Below are 22,161 nucleotides of genomic sequence, written 5' to 3'. Positions count from 1 at the left end.
ATGGGAGAGATGCGGATGGGCAAAGCGTTGATTTGTATAGATTATACAGTTGATTTTGTTGCAGACGATGGAAAACTGACATGCGGAAAGCCTGGGCAGGCGATTGAGTCTAAGATCACAGAAATCACTTCTTCATTTATTGATGAAGGCCACTTTGTCGTCTTTGCTGTCGATCATCATGAAGAAGAGGACCCTTATCATCCAGAAACAAAGTTATTTCCGCCCCATAATATTCGCGGAACAGAGGGTATTGAACTTTATGGACAACTAAGTTCACTATTTCACACGTCAAAACATTTAAAACATGTCTACTATATGGAAAAAACAAGATACTCTGCTTTTGCAGGCACTCAATTAGAAATGAAACTGCGCGAGCGCGGCATCACGGAACTTCACTTAGCCGGCGTATGTACCGATATTTGTGTACTTCATACAGCTGTTGATGCGTACAATAAAGGCTTCGAACTTGTGATTCACCAAAATGCTGTGGCGAGTTTTAATGAAGCGGGGCACGAGTGGGCACTTTCTCACTTTGAGCAGTCGCTTGGTGCGAAAGTGGTTAAGTAAGGGAAGGAGAATGGAAGTTGGAGCATCGGTTTAATGACGACAGTTTATCACTACATACAGATCTTTATCAAATTAACATGGCAGAAACGTATTGGAGAGACGGCATTCATGAGAAGAAGGCAGTCTTTGAACTCTTCTTTAGAAAGCTTCCATTTGACAATGGCTTCGCTGTATTTGCTGGCTTAGAGAAAGCGATTGAATATTTATCGGACTTTTCCTTCACCGAAAGCGATCTAGCGTATTTAAAAGATGAACTCGGTTATAAAAGCGATTTCATTGACTATTTAAGCGGATTGTCCTTTACAGGTACACTTCATTCAATGCGAGAAGGGGAAATTGTCTTTGCGAATGAACCGATTATGCGCATCGAGGCAACGCTTGTTGAAGCTCAGTTAATCGAAACGGCATTGCTCAATATCGTGAATTTCCAGACGCTGATTGCAACAAAAGCGGCCCGGATTAAAGGAATCATAGAAGATGAGACAGCATTAGAATTCGGAACAAGACGTGCGCATGAAATGGATGCAGCGATGTGGGGAGCAAGAGCGGCACTCATCGGCGGCTTTCAGGCGACAAGTAATGTTCGTGCTGGGAAACGCTTCAACATACCAGTATCAGGAACACATGCCCACGCACTTGTACAAGCATACCGCGATGAATATACGGCATTTAAAAAATATGCTGAAACACATACAGACTGCGTCTTTTTAGTCGATACGTATGATACCGTCAGATCAGGTATTCCGAATGCGATTAAGGTAGCGAAAGAATTTGGAGATAAAATCAACTTCATTGGTGTCAGACTTGATAGTGGAGACCTTGCATACTTGTCTAAAAAAGCTAGAACAATGCTTGATGAAGCAGGTTTCCATGATGCTAAAGTCATTGCATCAAGCGATCTTGATGAACACACCATTATGAATTTAAAGGCACAGGGCGCCAAAATTGATGTGTGGGGTGTTGGGACAAAACTGATCACAGCATTCGATCAGCCAGCCCTCGGTGCAGTATATAAGCTGGTGTCCATTGAAGAAAACGGCAAAATGAATGATACCATCAAAATTTCATCCAACCCAGAGAAAGTGACAACACCAGGCCGTAAACGTGTGTACCGGATTATCAATCAATTGAATCATCATTCTGAGGGCGACTACATTGCACTTGAAGAGGAAGATGTTCATAGTGAGGACAAACTAAAAATGTTCCATCCTGTGCATACGTTTATTAGTAAATTCGTGACAAACTTTGTGGCGAAAGATCTTCACGTCCTGATTTTTGATCAAGGAAAACTTGTCTATGACAATCCAGATATTCAAACGATTCAAGCCTACGTGCAGGACAGTCTTGGACTCTTCTGGGAGGAATACAAACGAATCAGCAAACCAGAAGAATATCCAGTCGATTTGAGTCAAAAATGCTGGGATAATAAAATGCAGTTTATCCATGATGTGAAAAATAAAATCAAAAAAGAGCTTTATGAAAGCGAATGATTTAAAGAAAGGGAGACCATCAAGCCAAGTGGTCTCTTTTTTTTATTTTGACCGATTGAAATTGAACTAAAAGCGCAATCATTTGGTATACTGAAAGCACATCTTGTTTGTCATGGCATAAAGGAGGATTGGAGCAGTTGAGGGTGTTTGTTGCGAGACAGCCTATTTTTAACAGAAAAGAACAAGTCGTATCATATGAGCTGCTTTATAGAGATAGTGAAACCAATACATATAGCGCTGAAGACGGTGATCAAGCGACAACGGACCTCATTATCAACAGTTTTCTAAATATCGGCATCGAAACACTGACAGAAGGAAAACGATGCTACATTAATTTCACCGAAAGCTTGCTTTCATCTGATCTGCTCACCTATTTTGATCCGCATCAGCTTGTGATCGAGATATTAGAAAATGTACCGATTACCCCGGCACTTATTATGAGATGTAAGCAGTTAAAGAAATGGGGATATACGATTGCACTCGATGATTTCTTCCTAAACGGAACACATTATAGTGACAAGCTGCTTGAGGAACTCCTCTACTGCATAGATATTTTAAAAATTGACTTTCTGAAAACCACAACGCAAGAACGAAGAGATATTCTGCATTCGTATAAAAAGTATCGCCTTCGATTCCTAGCAGAAAAGGTAGAAACGAGAAGAGAATATGAAGAGGCGCTTGAAGCGGGCTTCCACTTGTTTCAAGGGTATTTCTTTAGTGAGCCGCATGTGATATCGGGACGAGCATTATCGACCAGCTTCCATGCGTACCATCAGCTTTTAAATGAGTTAAGCAAGGACCAGCCGAATATCCAGACCGTGACCCATTTTATTGAAAGTGACCTTTCGCTATCATATCAATTATTAAAAATGCTGAATTCAGGCGGCATGAGACGTCTTTATCAAATTAAAAGTATCCGGCAGGCGATTATCCTGCTTGGGTTTAATGAAATTCGGCGCTGGATCTTTATCCTTTCATTTAAAGAACTGAATGTCCAAGCTAATTCAAGCCAAAAAGAAATCATCAAAATGTCATTCATTCGTGCCAAAACGTGTGAACTGATTGCTTCTCGTACTGAACGAGAGCACCCCGCCTCTTATATGCTGACAGGTATGTTTTCTCTGATTGATACGCTTGTCAGGGCAGATATCACAGAACTTGTGAAGGAACTGCCGCTTTCTGATGAAGTTGGTGAGGCACTGCTTGGCTATGAAAATGATTATTCTTTTGTACTAGGTGTGGCCAAACGTATTGAACGAAATGAATGGGATGATGAGATGTTAGATGGAAATCTCCCGAAACAGGAAGCCTATGGCTGTTATATAGAAGCCATTGAATGGTGCCATAAAATGTTTGAATCTTAAGAAAAGCCGCTCGCGTGAGAGCGGCTTTTTCTTTGTCATGCCCACTTTAAAAGAAGGAAAAGTCTGCTGGAGGCAAGAGACAAGTAGATTCGAATCCCTTCTGGACTAAAGCGGATATCAATGCCGCTTTTCACACCGATTTGCTTCAGCATTCGGATGACACTTGTTGAATCAGAGCGCTCAGCAGCCTCCATGATGCGCTGCGCAAACGGAAGGGAGCTGGAAATTTGCTGCGTAATGAGTGAAGCATCAGCAACGAGGCGGGCTGATTCTTTTGCGGCTCGTTGAAATGAGTGGGCATCTACTGGAGGAAAAGTCATTGGCGTGCGCGGCGGGTATGCGCGGCTCATTGCGGGAACCTGCAAAGCAGGATAAGGAACATAGTAAAACACATGGTCACCTCTTCTCTCATTGACGTGAAATTGGACGGATATCTGTTCTAAATGTATGTAGAAAATCAGAATAAAGAATCAAAATGATCTTTCTATCTTTGTAATTCCAGCATAAAAATAGGTACTTTTGCGGTCAATTTCGGTGAATGTCGCCAAAAAATTGCGGTGTCCACAATAGCATCTGTCGTCTGACCTATGACACGCAAAACCGAAGATACAGAGGGGATCGTACGTTCTATCGGGAGAGAAGTGTGACGAATGATGCTTATTCCTGTCGCAAAAATGACGCAATTCCTTTGAAATTGAGATAAAAGTATGATTTGAAAAGTCAGAAAATGATGAAAAAAGACCTATTGAATTTTGCGGTATCGCGCACACGTTTTGTGCATACTTTTCGGTGAAAAAATACTCAATTACATTTACACTGTTAGTAACAGATCAAATACTTATGACCCAATCACCATACACAAATACATTGATCTTCCAAAAAAGGAGAGTGGAATCGATGGAAAAGTATGAAATCGAAGAACTTAAACAATTATTATGGAAACTTGAAAACGAAATCAGAGAAACAACGGCTTCTCTTCATAACATTAACAAAAGCATTGATCAATACGACAAATATGAATATGTGAAAATTTCTTAAAGACTTGATAATCATCAAGTCTTTTTTTTATCCAAATACATACAAAAAAAGGATATATTATTATATAATTGTTAAATAGTGATGTCAGTGGACATTTGCTCATGTCTTTTTAGTAAAATAAAAGGCGGAAGGGTGAGGTACAAGATCGAGTATGCTAAACTATCTAGAGAATACAAAAATCAAGCAGAATATGTCTGATTTTATTCAACATGCAGTCTGGCAGAATGATTTACAAAAGCTGCTTCATGAATTTACAGATATAAAGAATGAATTTCCTTTTGGACAATTGGCTTACCAGCATTATGTGGCATTTGGCGGTCAAGACAAGCAAGCGATTACAAAACTGGCAGCAGGGATTGAACTTCTCATCTTATCAGCCGATATATTAGATGATATTGAAGATCAAGACAAAGATTCGTATCCTTGGATGAAGTGTCAGAGCGGAGTTGCGATGAATGCGGCAAATGTTCTTTTTGCATTGAGCTTTGAAGTCTTTTCAAAGCTTGATCATGCAACGGAGCTTTTAAACAGTGTATACTCTTATTCCATTCAGTCAATGCAAGGACAGCATTTGGATATGACAGTGGAGCCGGAGAATGAGCAGGATTGTTTAAATATCATGAGATTAAAGGCAGGATCACTGTTTGTGTTACCCTGTATGTTAGGGGTTATCTTGGCAACAGGTTCTTTTGAAAAAAATGTAGAACAATATGCTTATTATCTAGGCATGGCAGAGCAGCTTGAAAATGACTATGTAGCTCTTTTTAATAAAGAGAATATTGATTTTAAAAGAATGCAAACATTACCGCTAGTATATTTAAAAAATGAATTTAATCCATCCAGTTCTGACTTGCTCAGTTATTATCAATCAGAGGATAAGAGCATTGGCTCTGAAGAATTAAAGGATAAATTAAAAGAATCTGGCGTTCAACAATATGTATTTATTATGAGAAACCTTCTCAGAAATAAGTTTAAAGAAGCATTCGAAATACTACATTTAGAGGCTTCTAAAAAGGAAAAGCTGATACTTTTTTTAATTGGAGATGGAGAAGATGAACATTCAGAACCTAGTTAGTTATCTAGTGGAGAATCCCTCGGCATTAAAGCAAGTTGCAAATGGAAATGCATCGTTACTTCACGTTGATCAAGTGACTGCAAGCATTATTGTTGAAGGTTTTCAAAAAGAAGACACCATTAGATCAAAAAAATGGAAAGATGCTGGGTGAGTATAGAGGGTCTATGCAAAAATTTTACTCGAAATTAACTGTTATATTAATGATCCTTAGCTTTATTTATGTGATTTATATTTCCTACATTAATGTGTTTAATATTTTTGTAGGAGCAGTCGTTTCGGTGAATAGTGACGGCCAACTTGAAATAGTGGATGTTGTTGATTTTACAGACAGCTATTATGCTGGTGTTAGGAAAGGCGATATCATCCTTGAAGTGAACGGTAACAAAGAACCAACCGAAGAAGTAAGACGAGGTTATTTAGCGAATGTCAAGAGTTTAGTTGTTGATAGACATGGTGATGAAATTGAAATAGAGAATGTAAGCTTATTGAGTCAAGAAAATCTGTTTATTTATATAATACCTATCATTTTTTATTCGATCTGTCTATTTTGTATATTTATGATTTTAAAAATCAATAAATCTAGGAAAAAAGAGTCTGCATATATTCTAGCTCTCTTTTTGCTAGCTGTTGCTGTAGCCTATGTAAGCTCTGGGGGCTCTGGTAAAGGGGAATATATTAGCAGCTTTGTCGTAATTTTTACGATGACTAGTGTACCGTCGTTATATATGCACTTTATGTATCAATATTTAAAGGAATTAGGAACGGTAATTATTAGTTGGCGTGTACTTCTTTGTTTGTATGCCGTCCCTTTTATAAATATTGTATTAGAAATTCTGTTTAAAAATATGGTTTTAGCTGCTTTTAACTTACTATCATTCTTTGCACTTGCATTTATTACGATTATTATCACATTAAGGGCTGCTAAAAAGTTGAAAGGGACTGAAATCGGAAATGTCCTTAGTGCCTTTGCACTTATTTTGATCTCATCATTCAGTCCATTTATGCTATTTTTTATTATTCCTTATTTATTTCATAAATATTTTATTTCACCTTATATCCTAGCATCGTTCGCTTTATTGATTCCGTTTTTCTTAGTCTATCAATTTATGACAAATAAATTATATAATGTTGATTTCTTTTTAGGGAGAATCAAATATTATAGTCTTTTAGCCATCACACCTACTATAGTGGTAGTCGTTATATTTGATTTCATTCAAAAGCCAAGTGCTAACTTTTATACAATGAAATTTACGATTATCACGTATATTCTTATGCTCACTGTCTTCTATTTTAAAGAAATCATCGACTTCCGTTTTCGTCTGAAGCGTTTTTCAGAGAAGCATAATTACCAAGATAGCGTGTTTAAATTCACGCAGCTCATTCGTGAGGCGTCATCACTTCACCAAGTGTTATATCATTTAAAATACACCATTTTAGAAGTACTTGTTGTAAATAAAGCCTTTGTGCTTGAAGTGAAGGCAGATGGACAGGTTGAAGAGATTGATGAATCGACAGAGGACAGTAAGCTATGGAAAAAGTATGTAGACCAATTTCAAGAATTATTAGATGAAGTCGGGAAAATCATTGCGCTTGATAAAGGGTTTATGATGAAAATTGGTGAGCGGGGCGGTCACTCGTTTGTGATTTGCTGTTTATCTAATTTACGGACACCGAAATTGTCGCGTGATGAGATTTCTTGGTTGAAAACATTGGCCTTTTATACAAGTGTCAGTTTAGAAAATGTTGTCAAAATCGAAGAGTTGATGGAGCATCTTGACGATTTGAAACAGCGTGAGGCCAATCCTGCCTGGCTGAAGAAAATCATGTTTGCTATGGAAGAGAAGCAGCGTTCAGATTTAGCGAGAGATCTTCATGATTCCGTGCTACAGGACTTGATATCACTAAAAAGGCAGTCGGAGATGTTTTTAACGAATTTCCAAAACAACCAATGCCCGACATCTATTGAAAATTCGCTTATCTCATGGAATGATCAAATGTCCAAAGTCATTCAAACGACGAGAGAAACGTGTCATGAGCTTCGGCCGCAGCTGCTGTATGATTTAGGTTTAGTAAAGGCGATATCGAAGCTGACTTCTCAAATTCAGGAGGAAGCGCCGTTTCATATTAGGCTGAATACGACACGCTTTGATAAAGAATTGGACATTGATATTGATTCACAGCTGAATATTTACCGAATTGTTCAGGAGCTGTTATCCAATGCCCTGAAGCATTCAAAAGCTACTCAAGTGTTAGTGATGCTGATTTGTATTAAAGATCAGGTTGTTCTTCACTATGAGGATGATGGAGTCGGTTTTGATGCCAGTCATCTTGATCAGCATACAATGAGCATGGGGCTATCGGGTATTAGAGAACGAGTCAAAGCGTTAAATGGAAAGCTTCAAATTCACACAGCCCCGGAAAAAGGGCTCAAGGTGAAAATTGAAATGGAATTGTAACGATTTATTAAGGATTAAGACTTGGCATCAGCCAAGTCTTTTATATAAAATGGAAGTGAGTGATTTAAAGGGAGGAAGACATGAAGAAGATATTGGTCATTGATGATCATCCGGCTGTCATGGAAGGGACAAAAAGCATATTAGAATCAGACCAGCAGCTATCAGTCGATTGTTTAAGTCCTGATGCAGAAGCCGCCTTTTTAAAGACGCATGACTTTTCCATCTATGATGTGATTTTAATGGATTTAAATCTCGGGGATATCAATGGAATGGACATTGCGAAACAAATTTTAGAAACCAACCATCAAGTGAAAATTATCATTTATACAGGGTATGAAGTAGATGATTATTTTGAAGAGGCTATTCGGGCTGGATTACACGGTGCAATCAGCAAAACAGAGACGAAAGACAAAATTATTGAATACATACACCGGACATTGCAAGGAGAAGTTGTCATTCAGCTGTCCTATTTAAAGAAATTAATTTCACAGCAGCAAGAAAAGCCAGAACAGGCGCAGCAGACTGATCACGATCTCTTAACCGAACGGGAGTGTTTGATCCTTAGAGAAGTAGAAAAAGGATACACGAACCAGGAGATTGCCGATGTGCTTCATTTGAGCAAACGGTCAATTGAGTACAGTTTGACATCCATCTTTAATAAGCTGAATGTTGGATCTCGTACAGAAGCGGTGTTAATTGCCAAGTCTGAAAGTGTGCTGTAAACGTGTGAAGGGAGAGGGCCTTAATGGATGTGAGCGGATCAAATACACTGCTTGAGGCACTAGGCATTGAAATTGTAGAGTGCAATAAATCACGATGCGTTGCAACAATGCCAGTCGATCACAGAACAAAACAGCCATTTGGACTGCTGCACGGAGGAGCATCTGCTGCTCTAGCAGAAACAGTGGCGAGCATGGGGGCTGCGGCTCATTTAGACTTAACGCAGCAAGTTTGCTCAGGTATTGAAATCAATGCCAATCATTTAAAATCTGTACGCGATGGAGTTGTGACAGCGACAGCTGTTCCTGTACATGTAGGCCGTCGTACAATGGTATTTCAAATCGATATAAAAGATGATCGAGACCGGCACATCTGTACGTCAAGATGCACACTTGCTGTCATTGATCGCATATAAAAAAGCTCCCGGTGCAGCGGAAGCTTTTTTTGTATGCTGTTGAGAGGTAAAAAAAGAATGGCCCAACATGGCAGGCCATTCTTTTTTGCTTTTTATAAATAAGAATCTTCTTTTCGCTTAATCACAAAGTTACGGAAACCGCCATAATCATCTTGAACGCTGCGTTTGTCGAGCTTAACACCAGTATTGTAGGCGGCTCTTCCGATTAAGTGTGCGCCGACTGGTGCTGTCAGGAAGATAAATACGATGCCGAGAAGGATTTTTGCAGAAATAACGCCTGCAAGAAACCATTCGTGAAAAAACACACCTACTAGAATCAGAACAACGCCAAGGGTCGATGCTTTTGATGCAGCATGCATACGTGTGTAAACATCCGGCAGGCGAAGGACACCAATGGCTGAAATCAAACAGAGGATAGCGCCTAGCAGGATAAAGAAAATCACGATGGCTTTAGCGATGACGATCATTTTCAATCACTTCCCCTTTCTCAAGGAATTTGGAAAAAGCGACAGTACCGATAAAGGCAAGGATGCCGAGCAGTAAAATAATCTCAAAGAATGCAGTGGTTTTCAGTAAAATTGAAACGATGGCTGTCATCCCAATTAAATTGATTCCTATCGCATCAAGTGCACTTACACGATCAGGAATAGAGGGACCTTTGATCACTCGTATCACAAAAAGCAAAGTAGACAGTGCCAGAATGCCAAGTGACATTTGCAAAATGAGTTCCATTACTTACCGCTCACCTCCTGAATCGCTTTTTCAAATGAAACCCGGATATCGTGAATGGCTTTTTCAGCATCTTCAATATCCATCGCATGAATGTATAAAATGGACCGATCATCGGAAATATCAATCACTAGTGTACCTGGTGTCAATGTAATCATATTTGCCAGTATGGTGATTTCCCAATCTGTTTTCAAGTCCGTACGAAAGGCGAAAATACCGGGCTTAATCGTGAGCTTTGGAGATAATACGGTCTTTAATACACTTAAATTGGCAAGAAGCAGCTCGCGAATAAAAATGATGATCAGCTTGAAAATCGCATAAAGGGCATAGCCGTAAAAACGCTGCGGGAAAAATCGACGCAGCATGAAAATGGCGATCATCCCTAATGCAAAACCTGATACAAAGTCTGCGGCTCTGTATGTATCATTCATAAACATCCATGTAAAGGCGAGGAGTGCGTTTAGTAATATTTGAAAGGCCATGTTCATCTACTCCTTCAGCACAGCTTGAATATATTTTTCTGGTGTAGAGAGCATTTCCGCTGCTTGATTGATATAAGGGGCAATGAACTCTGTCCCTAACCCAATGGCAAGCGATAAAACGACAAGCAGTACGCCAGGGTACACCATTCCTTTAATTGACGGCTTTCTTCTTCGCATATCCTGTTCCTCGCCCCAAAATGCGGACATGAAAATCTTCATAATAGAGTAGAGGACAAGAAGACTGGACAGTAAGACCAGGATAGAAAACGTCATGTGTCCAGCAGAAAATCCACCTTCCACAATTTTTAGTTTTCCAACAAAGCCACTTAGCGGCGGAATTCCTGCAAGCGATAAAGCCGATATGAAAAACATCCATCCTAATAGAGGCTGGGATTGAATCAGTCCGCCCATTTTTTTCAGTTGATTTGTACCAGCATACACAAAGAGGGCACCTGCCAGCATAAATAAAGCCCCTTTGATCACCATGTCGTGAATGAGATAATAAATGGCCCCTTGGAGTGATGCAGGTGTGTTGGCTGCAAATCCAAACAAAATGACCCCAACAGCTGTGACAATGTTATAAATCACGATCTTCTGCACATCAGAATAGGCGATCGAGCCTATCACACCGAATATCACCGTCAGTGCGGCAAGCCACGCCATGAGTGTATGGGTGAAGCCTGTATCGTGTATAAAAATTAATGTAAAGACTCTTGCAATCGCATATAAGCCAACCTTTGTCAGCAAAGCCCCAAATAGAGCTGAAATCGCTGCTGGCGGCGCATGATACGATCCTGGCAGCCAGAAATAAAGCGGGAAGATCCCAGCTTTTAAGCCGAATACAATGAGGAACAGGATGGAAATAACAGTGATTAATCCTGTTTGCCCTGATTCAGCTATTTTCACACTTAAATCAGCCATATTGAGCGTACCCGTCACTGCATATAAACAGGCGACTCCGACAATAAATAATGCCGACGAAATGATATTAAACACAATATATTTGAGTGATTCACGAAGCTGAGGCTTTGATCCGCCTAATACAATAAGCATATAAGATGCCATCAGCAGTAATTCAAAGAATACAAACAGGTTGAAAATATCTCCCGTTAAAAAGGCTCCGCTCACGCCAGCTAACAAAAACTGTACGCCAGAATAATAGAAGAGCCGCTCTCTTTCTTTCCCAATCGTTTGAAAGGAGAAGAGGACTGTCACAAGCCCGACAACGGAAGCGGTCAGCACAAGGAGTGCAGCAAATTGATCGGCCACAAGGGCAATCCCAAATGGCGCTTTCCAGCCGCCCAAATAAAGGGTTTGTATCCCATTTGTGAAAATCGTTTGAACCAAATATGCATTACATATAATGGCTGAAAGAGATGCCAAGACACTAAAGACTCTTGACAGCATGATGTTTTTATTCATAAAGATCAATAGTGTAGCAGCTAGTAATGGAATTAATATAGGCAGGATCACGAGATTATTCATGCTGATCATTTCCTCTCATTTGATCCATGTCATCTGTTCGCAGCTCTTGGAAGGCACGGAAGGCCATGACAAGTAATAAGGATGTCACACCAAAAGCAATGACAATGGCTGTTAAAATTAATGCTTGTGGCAATGGATCCACATAGGATGTGAGCCCCTCTTTTAGAACGGGAGGCGCTCCTTTTTTTAAACCGCCCATTGTTAAAAGAAGCAAGTGGACGCCGTGACTCAAAACAGCAGTACCGACGATGACCCGCAGAAGGCTCTTTGACAGCATCAAATAGGTCGCCGCCATAAAAATAATTCCGACGATAATAGACATTAGAAATTCCATTATTCCTTCTCTCCAATCATTTGAATAATGGTCATGGTGACACCGACAACAACCAAATACACACCGATATCAAACAGGACAGCTGTCGCCAGTTCTGTTTTCCCTAAAAATGGTAATTGGAAATAATCAAATGCATGGGATAGAAAAGGTGCACCGAATAGAAAGGATCCCATACCTGTCAGGATCGCAACGAGCAAACCGGCTCCAGTTACATAAATAAAGTCAAATGGCAAAATGCGTCTTACTGTCTTCAGATCATAGGCTAAAAGCAGAAGAACGACAGCCGCAGCACTCATCAGGCCGCCAATGAATCCGCCGCCAGGATTGTTATGTCCCGCAAGAAATAGGTGAAGGGAGAAAAGCAAGATGATGAATGCTGTGATTTTTGTTGTGACTTGCAAAAGCATATCATTCGTATCAATCTTTCTCATCGCCGCACACCTCTCTTCCGTTTTGCCTGCGTTTTTAATAACCCATAAATACCAAGTGCCGCAATGGCGAGCACGGTAATTTCAAAAAGGGTATCAAAGCCCCTGAAATCTACTAGAATGACATTGACAATATTGTCACCGCCAGCAAGTTTGTAGCTGTTTTCAATAAAGTAAGTTGAGATGGTGTCAAGTGACTGCTGACTTGTGGAAGCGAAAGCTAGACAAGTGACAACAACCCCAACGCCTAATGAAATGATGAAATTGGTCATTTTGAATCTTCTTGTTTTTTGCTTTAAGCTCAGCTTCGGCAAATGATAGAAGCAAAGCAAAAACAGTGCGACAGAAATCGTTTCAATAATCAGCTGCGTCAGCGCAAGGTCAGGTGCTCTGAAAATCACGAAGAATAATGACAGCGTGTAGCCCATGACACCTAGTGCAATAATAGCTGTTAATCGTGAACTTGCGAATACTGTGGCAATCGTCGCCGCCACCATCACAAGTGAAAGAATCACCTCATACGTGCCAATTGAGGCAGCCTGATCAGTTTGAAATGAAAAGGCCTGCTGATAAAACATCACGCCGCCAATAACGATAATCATGAACCCAAACACATAGACAAGATAGTCACGAAGAAAACCAGTCATATAACTGTTTGTCAGGCGGTATGAACCTTTTTCTAAACCGATAAGAGAGCGGTCGTATAAAGCGTTAAATGACCACTTTTCCTTAAAGATGTTGTACATTGGACGCCATTTTGCAAGCGTCAAGTAGCCGATTGTGCCGAGTACAACAACACCTATTGTCATATAGAGTTCTGGCTGGAAGCCATGCCATGCTTCAATTTTCACAGAAAAACGGCTTCCTGTTTCAATCGCTTCAGGAATGATCGCCGCAATTGCAGGTTCAATGACAGAATAGGCAAGAATATTAGGGAAAAAGAAGAAGGTGACCACAAGTGCAGCTAGAATGATGGGCGGAATGAGCATGCCGATCGGTGCTTCATGCGGTTTTTTCTCCAATTGGTCTATATTCAGACGGCCTCTAAACGTTTTAAAGAGGAGCATCATACTATAAATGAACGTAAAGACACTAGCGAGCCAAGCGAGTGCTGGGAAGATGGCACCCCATGTTGAAACGTCTGTAAAGCTGATATCAGAAATCCGTATCATACTTGTGAAAAATAGCTCTTTACTTAAGAAACCGTTAAATGGCGGTAATCCGGCCATTGAAAATGTACCGATTAACGTAATTGTGAAGGTAATCGGCATGATCGTCATTAATCCGCCTAATTTCCGAATGTCACGAGTCCCTGTTTCATGATCGATAATACCAGCTGCCATAAAGAGACTGCCTTTAAACGTAGCATGGTTAATGAGGTGAAAAATAGCTGCAAGAACGGCTGCGCCAAAAAAGGCAGGATTCTTTTCATGAATTGCAGCTGCACCGACGCCAAGCATGAGCATAATCATGCCGAGCTGGCTCACTGTCGAATAGGCCAGAATGGCTTTCAAATCGTTTTGCCGGACGGCGTGGAATGATCCCCAGAATAATGTGACAAGTCCCACGATGGAAATGGTCCAGAACCATACCTCTGATATAGCAAAGATTGGACTGAAGCGGGCAACAAGATAAATACCGGCTTTCACCATCGTAGCAGAATGCAGATAACTGCTCACAGGGGTCGGTGCTTCCATTGCATCAGGCAGCCAGATATAGAATGGGAACTGCGCTGATTTCGTAAACGCACCTAGTAAGATTAGGATCATGGCAGGGATAAAGTAAGGTGATGCCATAATGAGCTGAAGCTGATTGACTGCTTCACGAATACTGAATGAATCAGTAATCAGGTAAATGAGGATGAAGCCACCAAGCATAGCTAATCCGCCAAAAACAGTAATAAGCAGTGATTTCGTTGCTCCATATCTAGAGCGCTCCCGCTTATACCAATACCCAATTAAGAGGAAGGAAGAGATACTCGTTAACTCCCAAAACAAGTATAAAACCACCATGTTGTCAGAAAGAACGACACCCAGCATCGCGGTCATAAACATGAGCAAGTACGTGTAGAAAGAGCCAAGCTGTTCTTTTTCCTTTGATAAGTAGAAAATACTGTACAGCACCACTAGTGAGCCGATACCTGTAATTAATAAAGCAAATAACAGGCTGAGACCATCGACATACACAGTGAAATTCATCCCTAAAGATGGAATCCATTCAGCCTGTGAGAAAAGCGTTCGTCCATTCGAAGTGATGTGTAACATTTGGATGAAATAGGTAAATAAAAGAATCGGCAAGATGAGAACAAACCATCCTGTATGTATACGCTTCACATATTTGTAAAGGAAAGGTACAACAAAAGCGAGTAAAAAAGGTGATAGGATGGCGAAGTGAATAAGCTGCAAGAAAATGAACCTCCTTTGATCAATATAAATTCACGTTCTAAAGAACTGGTAATTAAAATTATAGCGTAAATACAGCCATAGTGCATTGGTTTGAAACGATTTCAAGCAAACTGTATTTGTTTTAGGTTCTTTTGACCACAAAAATAATTTTATCAAAAATGATACTCATTGTATATTGTTTTGTTTTTCGTACATGCTTTTCTTAAAGGAGCTGATCAAATGAAACGAAAGATCGTCATCAGCTTAAGCCTATTCTGCACGATTTTAGGAGGAGCATTCTTGATTGACCGAAATGATCAAAAAAGGTGGCAGGCCGGGAGTGAATGGCCGCTGTTTTCTGAGCATCTTCTTCACATGAGCTATCAAGAAACCAAGCTGTATCCTTTTCAGCCCAGGGAATATTTACGAATTGTATTAGCTGATGAATAAGATCCTATAGGAGAAAAGAAATATAAAAAAAGCATGGGCCCATGTGAGAGCCCATGCTTTTTATGTGTGGTAGTTTAACTAAACACTCTGAGTAAGATCGTTGCACAGATAACAGTTGCTGCTCCGCCAAGTCGTGTAGATACTTGTGCGAAAGGCATAAGACCCATTCTTCCAGAAGCTGAAAGAATCGCAACGTCGCCAGTACCGCCAAGTCCGCTGTGACAGCCAGTGACAATAGCAGATTCTACTGGATACATGTTCATTAGTTTTCCAACGAAGTAACCAGAACCAACCATTGCGAGTACAACAGCGATACATACGCATACGAATGGAATGGAGATGACAGTTGCTACATCATCAAGTGGAATGTATAGAATACCAAGACCAACCATTAGCGGCCATGTAAAGCTTTTAGATACAAACTTGTAGAACTGCTGTGAGCCGTTTTGAAGATGCTGAGGCATCACGTTTAAGTATTTGATTAAAGCGGCAAGAACAATCATTAAGATTGGACCTGGAATATGAACAAAGCTTTCTAACAAACCACCAAAGATGAAGGTTGTACAAGCAACGAGTACACCAGCACCCATTAACCCGAAATCAACTTTTGCATCCAAATCTGGCTGCTCGAAAATTTCGTTTGCTTCTTTAGATTTCACAAGACGGCCATTTCCGTTTAGTTCTGGACGTTTCTCACCAAGCTTCTTCAATGCGCCAGCACAGATAATGGCAATGACGTTCCCGATGACAGCCGCAGGAATTAATTGAGAAATTAATGACTCTGCTGATACATCAAGAATTTGTGAATAAGCGATAGATAATGGCAGAATCCCTTCTCCAACACCACCGGCAATAATCGGTACAATAATAAAGAAGAATGAATGATGCGGTGTGAAGCCAACTAAAAGGCCAACAAGGATACCAGCACTCACAGCTGCAATTGTACCTGCAACGAGAGGAACAAACATACGAATAAGGCCTTGTACTAAAACAGTTCGCTGCATCCCAAGAATACTACCTACTACAAGAGCAGAGATATAGAAGTAAAGGAAGTTCGACGTTTTCATAAGAGACGTAACCGCTTCCAATGAGTTCGGATTCAGAACATTAAAAAAGACCAGGAACGATGGTACGAATAAAGAAAGAATCGCCGGTCCACCAATATCTTTTAAGATTGGAATACGTTGTCCTACATCTCCAAGGAAAATCCCCAAAATCATAATAACAGCGAAACCACCAAGCATATTTGCTGGAATTTTATTAAAATAAGCGGCAGTTAAAATAATCGCTGCAAGTACTAAATACACAGGTAGATCAATAACACCAATTTTCCAAGACATGATCTTACGGAAAACGCTTTTATTATTGTCAGAATCGTCTGTAATCGATTTCAATTGTTGTGCATTAGCCACATAAACACCCCCAAATGCTATTTGTCTCAATTGTAGAAGATTCAATGACACTCTTCTATTTATTAAACTAAAATAAGTGTAATAAAAGTAAAATAAACAGGAGTTTTTGAGTTTTTTATCATACAAAAATCCCCTGAAAGTAGTTTGTCCTTCAGGGGATTGATCATACATCGTATTTATCGTTTTCCTTTTAGATAAGGCGTACCAAGTGCTTTCGGTGCATCGGCACGTCCGATGAAGCCAGTAAGTGCTAAAATGGTGAGCACATATGGTGCTATGAGCATATACACATTCGGTATATCTTGGAACAGCGGCAGGAGAGAGCCAATGATGCTTAAACTTTGAGCAAATCCAAAGAATAAAGCAGCGCCCATTGCGCCAAATGGATGCCATTTACCGAATACAAGCGCAGCTAGTGCGATGAAGCCTTGTCCAGTAATGGTGGCATGTGAGAAATCAAGCGCGATCGTTGAGGCATAAACAGCTCCGCCAAGACCGCCAAACAGTCCACTAATGAAAACAGCGATGTAACGCATCCGGTACACTTTGATACCCATTGTATCAGCTGCCATTGGATGCTCTCCGACTGCACGAAGACGAAGACCAAACGGCATTTTAAATAAAACAAACCAAGCAACAACCGCAAGAGCTAAGGCGAGTATAGACGTATAATAAACATCTTTAAAGAAAATATCACCAATGATCGGAATGTCACTTAAAAGGGGGATATCTCCTTTATAGAAAGGCTCTGTAATTTTATCAGTTTGTGCTTTCCCATAAATCAGTTTGACGACAAACAATGTAGCGCCAAGTGCCAGCATGTTAATCGCCACACCACTGACCGTTTGATCAGCTCGGAAGGTAATGGTCGCCACTGCATGAATCAGTGAGAACAATCCGCCAACAGCCATTCCGACGAGAAGCCCAAGCCACGGGGTCAAGGCTCCAAACGTATCAGCAAAAAATAAGTTAAAGATAATACTGGAAAATGCTCCGACGACCATCAACCCTTCAAGACCGATATTGACAACACCTGATCTTTCTGAAAAGACGCCTCCAAGAGCGGTTAAAATAAGTGGTGCAGCATAAACAAGTGTAGCTGGGACGATGATTTCAAGTATTTGCAGAAATCCCACTTATTTTCCCCCCTTTTTCTTCATTTGTTGAATCACAAGACGGATAATATAGCTTGAGGCGACGAAAAGAATGATGATCGCAATGACAATATCAACAACCTCAGTCGGTACGCCTGATTCAAGCGGCATATTTAATGCACCGACCTTCAATCCACCAAGCAATAATGCAGCAAGGACAACACCAACAGCCGTATTTCCACCTAATAAAGCGACGGCAATTCCATCAAAACCTACGCCTGTAAATGAGCCTTTAATAGAGGCATATTCAAATGTACCAAGACCTTCCATAGCGCCTGCAAGACCTGCAAAAGCACCTGAAATAAGCATCGCATAAATGATATTGCGGCGAACGTTCATACCAGCATAATGTGATGCCTGCTGGTTCATTCCAACTGCTCGTAATTCAAACCCTTTAGACGTTTTTTGAATAATGATCCACATCACGACCGCAGCAATAATGGCAACAAAAATACCGTTATGCATTCGGGAAAAATCAGTGATCTGCTCAAAAAATCCAGAGCGGAGCGAGGCAGTGGCATCGATTTTATCTGTTTTATCTTTATTATCTGTTAAGACATTTGAGATTAAATAGTTTGTGACATGAAGGGCAATGTAGTTCATCATGATAGTAACGATGACCTCATGCACATAAAAACGAGCTTTTAAAAAACCAGGAATAAAGCCCCATAAAGCACCTGCAGCAGCTGCGGTGATGAGTGCAAGCGGCAGATGAATATACATAGGTGCATGGACAGTTGTTCCAATCCATACAGCAGCTACCCAGCCAACAAGCATTTGACCTTCTACACCGATATTAAACAGGCCTGTCCGAAATGCAAAGGCAACAGCAAGACCTGATAATATATAAGGTGTCACTTGCCTGATGGTTTCTCCCATATAATAGGTTTCACCGAAAACGCCATTCCAAAGGGCGCTATAGCCTTCGATGACACTATAACCGCTTGCCAGCATAATAATGGCCCCAACCAAAAGACCAAGTACAATGGCTATAAGCGGAATCAGCAGATTTGTTAAGCGATTAGACATTTGCTTCTTTCCCCACTTCCTGTTGCGTACTTCCAGCCATTAATAGACCAAGCTCTTGCTCTGTTGTTTCTTTTGGATCAACAATGGCGACAATGCTGCCTTCGAAAATAACAGCGATCTTATCACTGACATTGATAATTTCATCAAGCTCAAAGGAGATGAGCAAAACGGCTTTGCCTGCGTCTCTTTGCTCGATTAGACGTTTATGAACAAATTCAATCGCACCAACATCAAGTCCTCGTGTCGGCTGAGCGGCAATTAATAAATCAGGATTGCGGTCAACTTCACGGCCGATAATGGCTTTTTGCTGGTTACCGCCTGACAGAGCGCGCGCTTCTGTATATTCACTCGGTGTTCTGACGTCATATTCCGCAATGATTCGTTTTGCTTTTTGATAAATATTTTTCATATTCAATAAGCCGAATTTTGAATAAGGACGCTGATAATACGTTTGTAAGGAAATGTTTTCTCCAATTGAAAAATCGAGTACAAGTCCATGTTTATGACGATCCTGAGGAATATGTCCAATCCCAGATTCGGTCACTTTACGAGGCGGGAGATTTTGAATGGCTTTCCCGTTTAGCATGATTGTGCCAGATTCTGATTTCTTTAGACCGGTAATGGCTTCAATTAATTCAGACTGGCCATTGCCATCTACCCCAGCAATTCCGACAATTTCGCCAGCCTTCACTGAGAGGTTCAACTGTTTGACCGCTTCAATTCCTCTGGCGTCTTTTACTGTGAGGTCTTGAATTTGAAGAACTTCCTCAGCTGGAGAAGCAGCTTTTTTATCTGTTTTAAATGACACTTCACGACCAACCATGAGGCTTGCAAGTTCATCTTTATTTGTGCTTGCCACATCAAGTGTACGAATGCCTTGGCCTTTTCGGATAATGGTCACGCGATGACAGGCATCCATAATTTCTTTCAGCTTATGGGTGATTAAAATAATGGATTTTCCTTCATTGATTAAGTTTTTCATAATTTGTATGAGTTCTTTGATTTCTTGAGGTGTTAAAACGGCCGTTGGTTCGTCGAAGATCAAAATGTCAGCGCCCCGGTAAAGTGTTTTTAAGATTTCTGCACGCTGCTGCATGCCGACAGAGATGTCAGATACTTTTGCGGCAGGATCTATTTTCAAACCATAGCGGTCAGAAAGCTCTTGTACTTGCTGTATGGCTTGTTCTTTGTCAATCTTTCCAAACTTCTTGGGCTCTTTACCTAAAATGATGTTTTCAGCGACAGTGAAGGTATCGACAAGCATAAAGTGCTGATGCACCATTCCGATGCCTAAATCACTAGCATCATTTGGACTAGAGATGGTCACAGGTTTTCCGTGTACCTTGATTTCACCTTTTTCAGGCTGGTACAGTCCGAAAAGCACGTTCATGAGCGTTGATTTTCCAGCGCCGTTTTCACCAAGCAGCGCATGAATTTCGCCCTTTTTTAGCTGCAGCGTAATGTTGTCGTTTGCTACAATGCCAGGGAATTCTTTGCGTATATTCAACATTTCAATGACATAATCCACAGGTTTAACCGCTCCTTTTTTAGGGTGCTGATGAAGATAAAAACTAGCAAAAGAAAAGCTGCAAAACGAGGCTGCAGCTTTTCTTTTACCACCTTTTACGAATAAAGAGGAGGTAAAGGAGAGGCAGGGGATAAGGCGCGCTTATCCCGCTGCTCAAATTAAGCTTTAAAATCTTTTAGTTCATCACGTGTTGCAGGGATTTTCACTTCACCCTTGATGATTTTTTGTTTCCATTCTTCAACTTTCTTTAATACATCTTTATCAAGGTTTTCCTTAGATGGAGAGATGTCAAGAGCGCCTTCTTTCAGACCGTATGTGATCACTTCGCCGCCAGGGAACTTACCTTCTTTTGCTTTCGTTGTTAAGTCTTGTACCGCTGTGTCTACTTTCTTAACCATAGAAGTAAGGGTGACACTTTGTTTTGTTCCAGGTACTTTTCCTTCGTCATACTGGTCTTTATCTACACCGATAACCCAAACTTTACGGTTAGGATCTGCTTTTTTCAGGTTTTTCGCTTCTGTGAAGACACCAGTTCCAGTGCCGCCAGCAGCATGATAGATGATGTCGACGCCAGATTTGTACATGCTTTCAGCTGTTGCTTTCCCGATGTCAGCCTTATCGAATGCACCGGCATATTTCACTTCAACTTTTGCTTTCGGGTTAGCTGCTTCAACACCTGCGCGGAAGCCAACTTCGAATTTTCTGACTAATTCAGAATCAACGCCGCCTACGAATCCAATTTTGTTTGATTTTGTAGAAAGAGCAGCCGCAACACCCACAAGGAATGATCCTTCGTTTTCGTTAAACACAATGCTTGCCACGTTGTCTTTTTTCACGACTGCATCAACGATCGCAAAGTGGTTTTTCTTACGTTGATCCGCAATTTCAGAAATAGCATCTTCCATTAAGAAACCAATTCCGTAAATCAGGTCGAATTTCTCACGAGCAAGTGTGTTTAAGTTTGTTGTATAGTCAGCATCTGATTTAGATTGTAAGTAATCAAAGCCGTTTTTACCTTTTTTTAGATTGTTGTCTTTCCCAAATGCTTGTAAACCTTCCCAAGCTGATTGGTTAAACGATTTGTCATCGACACCACCGACATCAGTTACCATTGCAACAGTGAATTGATCTTTATCTTTTTTGCTTTCACCGCTGTTTGAGCCAGAGTTGCCGCATGCTCCAAGGATGGTTCCTGCTGCTACGACTAAGGACAATGCTAGTCCAATTTTGCGCTTCTTCAAAACATAACCCCCTATAAAATTTAAAAGTTTCAGAAAAGTCTCGCGAAAAAAGACCGATTTATCTCTTCTCACCCTTCTGAAGAGGGTATTTTATCCTGCTTTCTCATGAAACTTATAGAGGGCAGGAGAGAAGATGTAAGACATCAGACTTATATCTCGTTGAACTAATCAATCATAATTTATCATTTCCGATCGAATAAATAAATAGAAATTTGTTTTATTTTTAAAAAAATGTTAAATGGCTTTATTTGATGTCTTTTTATCTGCTGAAATATGATATAATGCCGCTTTTGTGATGTGCTCCGCTACAGCAGAACCACTGATATCAAGGGGTTTGTTACATCGTATGCCATAAAAAAACATCTGGCCTTTGTGAAAGG

23 protein-coding genes are annotated in these 22,161 nt (G+C 40.5%); 10 read left to right on the top strand and 13 right to left on the bottom strand.

Annotation, left to right across the window (positions count from 1 at the left end; all coding sequences use genetic code 11):
• The first annotated feature begins 15 nt into the window (after positions 1-15).
• From NST65_RS14790 to NST65_RS14780, 3 genes are all read left to right on the top strand, one after another.
• Positions 16-567, top strand: a complete 552-nt coding sequence (locus NST65_RS14790) for an isochorismatase family cysteine hydrolase (RefSeq protein WP_024425949.1) — start codon at positions 16-18, stop codon at positions 565-567.
• A gap of 17 nt (positions 568-584) precedes the next feature.
• Complete coding sequence (locus NST65_RS14785; RefSeq protein WP_046313339.1) at positions 585-2,057, top strand: nicotinate phosphoribosyltransferase; 1,473 nt, start codon at positions 585-587, stop codon at positions 2,055-2,057.
• A 137-nt stretch (positions 2,058-2,194) separates the two neighbouring features.
• Positions 2,195-3,421, top strand: a complete 1,227-nt coding sequence (locus tag NST65_RS14780) for an HDOD domain-containing protein (RefSeq protein WP_024423326.1) — start codon at positions 2,195-2,197, stop codon at positions 3,419-3,421.
• A 35-nt stretch (positions 3,422-3,456) separates the two neighbouring features.
• On the opposite strand, the gene NST65_RS14775 is transcribed toward NST65_RS14780, so the two are convergent.
• Positions 3,457-3,813 (bottom strand): hypothetical protein, encoded by a 357-nt coding sequence (locus tag NST65_RS14775; protein ID WP_041115816.1) that lies wholly within the window; start codon positions 3,811-3,813, stop codon positions 3,457-3,459.
• A 505-nt stretch (positions 3,814-4,318) separates the two neighbouring features.
• Between NST65_RS14775 and degQ the strand changes: the two genes are divergently transcribed.
• The 6 genes from degQ (at position 4,319) to NST65_RS14745 (ending at position 9,125) form a co-directional block, all read left to right on the top strand.
• Entirely contained in the window at positions 4,319-4,459 is a 141-nt protein-coding gene (degQ, locus tag NST65_RS14770) for a degradation enzyme regulation protein DegQ (protein ID WP_003213123.1), read from the top strand.
• A 151-nt stretch (positions 4,460-4,610) separates the two neighbouring features.
• The gene (locus NST65_RS14765) at positions 4,611-5,534 is read left to right on the top strand and encodes a polyprenyl synthetase family protein (protein ID WP_065215228.1); all 924 of its coding nucleotides are present in this window, start codon (positions 4,611-4,613) and stop codon (positions 5,532-5,534) included.
• A complete protein-coding gene (gene comX, locus NST65_RS14760; RefSeq protein ID WP_046313343.1) occupies positions 5,512-5,685 on the top strand; it encodes a competence pheromone ComX in 174 nt (57 codons plus the stop codon). Before NST65_RS14765 ends, comX begins: the two co-directional genes overlap by 23 nt.
• Positions 5,686-5,698: 13 nt before the next feature.
• Positions 5,699-7,990 (top strand): ATP-binding protein, encoded by a 2,292-nt coding sequence (locus NST65_RS14755; protein WP_065215229.1) that lies wholly within the window; start codon positions 5,699-5,701, stop codon positions 7,988-7,990.
• 80 nt (positions 7,991-8,070) lie between these two features.
• Positions 8,071-8,712, top strand: a complete 642-nt coding sequence (locus tag NST65_RS14750) for a response regulator transcription factor (RefSeq protein WP_024423322.1) — start codon at positions 8,071-8,073, stop codon at positions 8,710-8,712.
• Positions 8,713-8,735: 23 nt separating this feature from the next.
• A complete protein-coding gene (locus NST65_RS14745) occupies positions 8,736-9,125 on the top strand; it encodes a hotdog fold thioesterase (RefSeq protein WP_024423321.1) in 390 nt (129 codons plus the stop codon).
• Between the two features lie 92 nt (positions 9,126-9,217).
• Here the strand turns inward: NST65_RS14745 and mnhG are convergent, their stop codons facing one another.
• From mnhG to NST65_RS14710, 7 genes are read right to left on the bottom strand one after another with little or no spacing between them, the layout of a single operon-like run.
• Positions 9,218-9,592 carry a monovalent cation/H(+) antiporter subunit G gene (mnhG, locus tag NST65_RS14740; protein ID WP_024423320.1) on the bottom strand — a complete coding sequence of 125 codons (375 nt, stop codon included), beginning with the start codon at positions 9,590-9,592 and terminating at the stop codon, positions 9,218-9,220.
• On the bottom strand, positions 9,576-9,857 hold the full coding sequence (locus tag NST65_RS14735) for a Na(+)/H(+) antiporter subunit F1 (RefSeq protein WP_024425942.1): 282 nt from the start codon (positions 9,855-9,857) through the stop codon (positions 9,576-9,578). Before NST65_RS14735 ends, mnhG begins: the two co-directional genes overlap by 17 nt.
• The gene (locus tag NST65_RS14730) at positions 9,857-10,336 is read right to left on the bottom strand and encodes a Na+/H+ antiporter subunit E (protein WP_024425941.1); all 480 of its coding nucleotides are present in this window, start codon (positions 10,334-10,336) and stop codon (positions 9,857-9,859) included. The genes NST65_RS14735 and NST65_RS14730 overlap by 1 nt, the downstream gene beginning before the upstream one ends.
• 6 nt (positions 10,337-10,342) lie before the next feature.
• Positions 10,343-11,821: a Na+/H+ antiporter subunit D gene (locus tag NST65_RS14725; protein ID WP_024425940.1), complete on the bottom strand. Its 1,479-nt coding sequence runs from the start codon at positions 11,819-11,821 to the stop codon at positions 10,343-10,345.
• A complete protein-coding gene (locus NST65_RS14720) occupies positions 11,814-12,155 on the bottom strand; it encodes a Na(+)/H(+) antiporter subunit C (protein ID WP_024423316.1) in 342 nt (113 codons plus the stop codon). Before NST65_RS14720 ends, NST65_RS14725 begins: the two co-directional genes overlap by 8 nt.
• Entirely contained in the window at positions 12,155-12,586 is a 432-nt protein-coding gene (locus NST65_RS14715; RefSeq protein WP_024423315.1) for a Na(+)/H(+) antiporter subunit B, read from the bottom strand. The genes NST65_RS14720 and NST65_RS14715 overlap by 1 nt, the downstream gene beginning before the upstream one ends.
• Positions 12,583-14,988 (bottom strand): Na+/H+ antiporter subunit A, encoded by a 2,406-nt coding sequence (locus NST65_RS14710; RefSeq protein ID WP_111926647.1) that lies wholly within the window; start codon positions 14,986-14,988, stop codon positions 12,583-12,585. The genes NST65_RS14715 and NST65_RS14710 overlap by 4 nt, the downstream gene beginning before the upstream one ends.
• Positions 14,989-15,207: 219 nt before the next feature.
• On the opposite strand from NST65_RS14710, the gene NST65_RS14705 reads away from it, so the two are divergent.
• Entirely contained in the window at positions 15,208-15,417 is a 210-nt protein-coding gene (locus NST65_RS14705; RefSeq protein WP_024425938.1) for a hypothetical protein, read from the top strand.
• Between the two features lie 74 nt (positions 15,418-15,491).
• Here NST65_RS14705 and NST65_RS14700 read toward each other — a convergent pair whose 3' ends face one another.
• The 5 genes from NST65_RS14700 to NST65_RS14680 all read right to left on the bottom strand — a co-directional run bounded on the left by NST65_RS14700 (position 15,492) and on the right by NST65_RS14680 (position 21,781).
• Complete coding sequence (locus NST65_RS14700; RefSeq protein WP_024425937.1) at positions 15,492-16,829, bottom strand: 2-hydroxycarboxylate transporter family protein; 1,338 nt, start codon at positions 16,827-16,829, stop codon at positions 15,492-15,494.
• Positions 16,830-17,005: 176 nt separating this feature from the next.
• Complete coding sequence (locus NST65_RS14695; RefSeq protein ID WP_024423311.1) at positions 17,006-17,965, bottom strand: ABC transporter permease; 960 nt, start codon at positions 17,963-17,965, stop codon at positions 17,006-17,008.
• Complete coding sequence (locus NST65_RS14690; protein WP_024423310.1) at positions 17,966-19,012, bottom strand: ABC transporter permease; 1,047 nt, start codon at positions 19,010-19,012, stop codon at positions 17,966-17,968.
• Positions 19,005-20,540 (bottom strand): ABC transporter ATP-binding protein, encoded by a 1,536-nt coding sequence (locus NST65_RS14685; protein WP_024425936.1) that lies wholly within the window; start codon positions 20,538-20,540, stop codon positions 19,005-19,007. Before NST65_RS14685 ends, NST65_RS14690 begins: the two co-directional genes overlap by 8 nt.
• Positions 20,541-20,698: 158 nt before the next feature.
• On the bottom strand, positions 20,699-21,781 hold the full coding sequence (locus NST65_RS14680; RefSeq protein ID WP_024425935.1) for a BMP family protein: 1,083 nt from the start codon (positions 21,779-21,781) through the stop codon (positions 20,699-20,701).
• Between the last annotated feature and the right edge of the window lie 380 nt (positions 21,782-22,161).

It is taken from the genome of Bacillus sp. FSL P4-0248 (genome assembly GCF_038593305.1).
Classification (GTDB): Bacteria; Bacillota; Bacilli; order Bacillales; family Bacillaceae; genus Bacillus; species Bacillus safensis.
The sequence above is the reverse complement of the archived record's forward strand: the minus strand, read 5'-3'. Positions and strand labels throughout refer to the sequence as shown.